General features: G+C 72.5%; 4 protein-coding genes. All 4 read left to right on the top strand.

Going from position 1 to position 4,049, the window contains the following annotated elements; genetic code table 11:
• The first annotated feature begins 59 nt into the window (after positions 1–59).
• The 4 genes from OHN19_RS19465 to OHN19_RS19450 are packed head-to-tail and all read left to right on the top strand — an operon-like array spanning position 60 to position 4,046.
• Entirely contained in the window at positions 60–1,013 is a 954-nt protein-coding gene (locus tag OHN19_RS19465) for an ornithine carbamoyltransferase (protein WP_330265404.1), read from the top strand.
• On the top strand, positions 1,010–2,302 hold the full coding sequence (locus OHN19_RS19460) for an MFS transporter (protein ID WP_330265403.1): 1,293 nt from the start codon (positions 1,010–1,012) through the stop codon (positions 2,300–2,302). Before OHN19_RS19465 ends, OHN19_RS19460 begins: the two co-directional genes overlap by 4 nt.
• A complete protein-coding gene (locus tag OHN19_RS19455; protein ID WP_419249527.1) occupies positions 2,283–3,080 on the top strand; it encodes a thioesterase II family protein in 798 nt (265 codons plus the stop codon). The genes OHN19_RS19460 and OHN19_RS19455 overlap by 20 nt, the downstream gene beginning before the upstream one ends.
• Positions 3,081–3,110: 30 nt before the next feature.
• The gene (locus OHN19_RS19450; RefSeq protein ID WP_330265401.1) at positions 3,111–4,046 is read left to right on the top strand and encodes a TauD/TfdA family dioxygenase; all 936 of its coding nucleotides are present in this window, start codon (positions 3,111–3,113) and stop codon (positions 4,044–4,046) included.
• Positions 4,047–4,049 lie beyond the last annotated feature (3 nt).

The raw sequence follows: 4,049 nt of genomic DNA, 5'->3' as shown, positions 1-4,049 counted from the left end.
CCCCCGCACGTCCGGCCTCCGCATCCGCCCCGACCTCCCCTTCGAAAGGACGCCCCGCCGTGCGGCATCTGATATCCATCGACGACCTCACCGACGAGGACCTGCGGGCCGTCGTCGCCCGCGGCGCGCAGTTCGCCGCCGAAGGCCCGGCCGGCGCCCGCCCGCTGGAGGGCGACATCGCCGGCATCTACTTCCGCCGGACCTCCACCCGGACCCGCACCGCCTTCTCGGCCGGCGCGCTGCGGCTCGGCGCGCAGATCGTCTCGTACGGCCCCGGGGACCTCCAGCTCAACACCGGTGAGACCAGCGAGGACACCGGCCGGGTCATGTCCCGGATGCTCGACGTGCTCGTCGCCCGCACCGCGGACGACCCCGCCGAACTGCGCGGCTGGGCCGCCCAGCACCGGATGTCCGTCGTCAACGCGATGAGCGCCGACGAGCACCCCACCCAGGCGCTCACCGATCTGACCACCCTGCTGGGCCGGTTCGGCCGCTTGGAGGGGCTGCGCGTCCTGTACGTCGGCGAGGGCAACAACACCGCCTCCGCCCTCGCGCTCGCCCTCACCCGCTTCCCCGGGGTCGAGCTGGAGCTGCGCACCCCGCCCGGCTACGGGCTCGCCGACCGGTTCCTGACCCGGGCGGCGGAGCAGGCCGAGCGGCACGGCGGCCGGTTCGCCGAGCGCCACGACATGGCCGACCTGCCCGCCGACCAGGACGCCGTCTACACCACCCGCTGGCAGACCACCGGCACCAGCAAACCGGACCCCGACTGGCGTGACGTCTTCGCGCCGTTCCAGGTCGACGAGTCGCTGTGGGAGGCCAGCCCCAAGGCCGTCTTCCTGCACGACCTGCCCGCGCACCGGGGCGACGAGGTCACCGCCGGCGTCCTCGACGGCCCCGCGAGCCTCGCCTTCCAGCAGGCCGAGAACAAGATGCACAGCGCCATGGCCGTACTGGAATGGTGCCGCCGCGGCCCCACGGAGGCCGCGGACACCGCCGGGCGGCCGTGGTGACCCTCGCCCCCGGGGCGCCGGCCGAGGCCCGCCCCGAGCTGCCACCGCTGCGCCGTAACCGGGACTTCGTCCTGCTGTGGTCCGGAGCGGGCATGTCGTTCCTCGGCACCCGGGTCACCGCCGTCGGGTATCCGCTGCTCGTGCTCTGGCACACCCGCTCCCCGATCTCCATGTCCCTGGTGACCTTCGCGGCCCTGCTGCCGGCCCTGCTGGTGCAGTTGCCGGCCGGGGCGCTCGTGGACCGGTGGGACCGGCGGCGCGTGATGGTGGTGTGCGAGGCGGGCCGCACGGTGGCGCTCGGCACGGTCGCGGTCGCGGTGCTCACCGGCCGCGTCTCGGTGGCGCACATCGCCGCCGTGGCGTTCGCCGAGTCCTGCCTCACCGTCTTCTACCGGCTGGCCGAACGCGGAGCCGTACGCAATGTGGTGCCCGAGGAGCAACTGCCGCAGGCCCTCGCGCAGAACGAGGCGCGGGGCCGGGCGGCGGGCCTGCTCGGCCAGCCCGCCGGCATCCTCCTCTACACGGCGGTGCGCTGGGTGCCGTTCCTGTTCGGCGCTCTCGCCTACCTCGTCTCGCTGGTGACCCTGCTGTTCATCAGGAAGGAGTTCCAGGGCGAGCGGACCGCCGCCCGCAAGGCGCTGCACCGCGAGGTCGCCGAGGGCATGGCGTGGCTGTGGCGCCGGCGTTTCCTGCGCACGGCCCTCGGCTTCGTCGCCGGCACCAACGCGCTGTTCCAGGTCCTCAGCCTCGCCGTGATCCTGATGATCAAGGACGAGGGCCGCTCGGAGGCCGTCCTCGCGGTCGTCGTGACGGGCGGCGGCATCGGCGGCATGCTCGGCGCGCTCACCGGGAGCTGGTGGATGCGCCGGTACAGCCAGCGCGGCATCCTCGTCGGCGGGCTCGCCGTCTGGGCCGCCCTGATCACGGCCATCGCCTTCACACACGCCGAACCGCTGCTGCTCGGGCTGCTGTTCGCCGGTACGAGTCTGGTCGGCGCCGTCTTCAACGTCGCCGCCGCCGTCTACCAGGTGCGCACCACCCCGGACGAGTTCCAGGGCCGCGTCGCCGGCACGGCGAGCCTCATCTCCTCCGGCACGAACTCGCTCGGCGCGCTCCTCGCCGGCCTCGCCCTCGAACTGTGGGGCGCCGCCGACTCGATCCTGCTGACCGGCGCCGCGATGGCCCTGCTGTCCCTGGGCGCCGTGCTCAGCCCCGCCCTGCGCACCGAGGACGCGCAGGCCGACACCGAAGTCCGAGGGGGAGAGGAAGATGGACGTGACCGGACCTGACAGCCCGGCCGCCTGGTTCCGGGTGCACCGGCGGTCCGTGGAGCCGCGGCTGCGGCTGGTGTGCTTCCCGCACGCCGGCGGCACCGCCCAGCTGTTCCACGGCTGGCCGGCGCGGCTGCCCAAGGACATCGAGGTGCTCGCCGTCCGCTATCCCGGCCGGCAGGACCGGCTGGCCGAGCCGTGCGTCGAGGACATGGCGACCCTCGCCGACCGGATCACCCGGGCGCTCGTCCCGTACCTGGACCGGCCGGTGGCGCTGTTCGGCCACAGCATGGGCTCCGCCGTCGCCTACGAGGTGGCGCTGCGCCTGGAGTCCCGGCACGGCACCACGGCCGCCCGCCTGATGGTCTCCGGCCGGGCCGCCCCGCACCGGGCTCCGCGCGGCGGGCTGCACGAGGACGACGACGACGCGCTGATCGCGGGTGTCCGCACCCTCGGCAGCCTGGGCTCCGAGGTCTTCGACATCCCCGAACTGCGGGAGCTGCTGCTGCCCGCGCTGCGCGCCGACTACCGGCTCATCGAGACGTACCGACCCAGCGACCCGGCACCTGTACGCGCCCCCGTCAGCGCGTACATCGGCGACAGCGACCCCGGCTCCGGCCAGGAGCGCGCGTCGGTGGCGGCCTGGGCGGAACTGACCACCGCGGGGGACTTCACGCTCCGCTCCTTCCCCGGCGACCACTTCTATCTCGACCCGTGCGAGGCGGAGTTGACGGCCGACATCGCCCACCACCTGGAAGGAGTGGGACGAAATAGAAAAATTATAGCTTTCCCCTAGATAGTCATTGAATAGTGAAGGGATCGTCCCATGACTGAACAGCAGACCTGGTCGCCGCTAGAGATCGAGACCGAGCTCGCCGGCGGCGCGGATGAACTCGTCGACCGCCTCCAGGCGATGGGTGACGAACTGGGAGAGCTCCTCGTGCAGGAGAAGGCCCTGGTCTTCCGCGGCTTCGGGGTGACCCCCGGCTCCCTGGACGGAGTCCTCGACCTGCTGCTGCCGAACCGCCTCGCGTACGTACACGGCAACTCACCGCGCACCAAGGTCGGCAGCAACGTCTACACCTCGACCGAGTACCCGCAGGAGTTCACCATCTCGATGCACAACGAGATGAGTTACGCCCACGCCTGGCCGGCCCGGCTCGCCTTCTACTGCCAGGTCCAGCCCGGCAGCGGCGGCGCGACCCCGGTGCTCGACTCAGAGGTGTGGCTCAACTCCCTCGACGACGAGGTCAGGCAGGCCTTCGCCGACGGCGTCCGCTACACCCAGAACCTGCACGACGGCTTCGGCCTCGGCAAGAGCTGGCAGGACACCTTCGAGACCGACAGCCGCGAGGAGGTCGAGGCGTTCCTCGACGGCACCGGCGCCGGCTGGGAGTGGAAGGCCGACGGCGGCATCCACATCGAATCGGTCCGCCCGGCCACGATCCGGCACCCGGTCACCGGCACCGAGGGCTGGTTCAACCAGGCCGACCAGTGGCATCCGGCCGGCCTCGGCGACGACACCGCCGCGGCCCTCGCCCAGATCCTCCCCGAGGACGAACTCCCGCAGAACGTCACCTTCGCCGACGGCAGCCCGATCCCCGCCGAGTACGTGGCCCAGATCCGCGACCGGGGCCTGGCCCACGCCATCGACGTCGACTGGCGCACCGGGGACCTCCTCCTCATCGACAACGTGCTGCTCGCCCACGGCCGCCGCCCCTTCACCGGCGCCCGCCGCGTGCTGGTTGCGATGTCGGACTGATGA

The organism is Streptomyces griseorubiginosus (assembly GCF_036345115.1).
In the GTDB taxonomy this organism is placed as follows: Bacteria; Actinomycetota; Actinomycetes; order Streptomycetales; family Streptomycetaceae; genus Streptomyces; species Streptomyces griseorubiginosus_C.
This window is presented reverse-complemented; position numbering and strand designations above follow the sequence as displayed.

Bases quoted from the DNA above. Each gene is read 5' to 3' on its own strand.
- OHN19_RS19455 (WP_419249527.1), top strand. From the start codon at position 2,283: ATGGACGTGACCGGACCTGACAGCCCGGCCGCCTGGTTCCGGGTGCAC.
- OHN19_RS19450 (WP_330265401.1), top strand. From the start codon at position 3,111: ATGACTGAACAGCAGACCTGGTCGCCGCTAGAGATCGAGACCGAGCTC.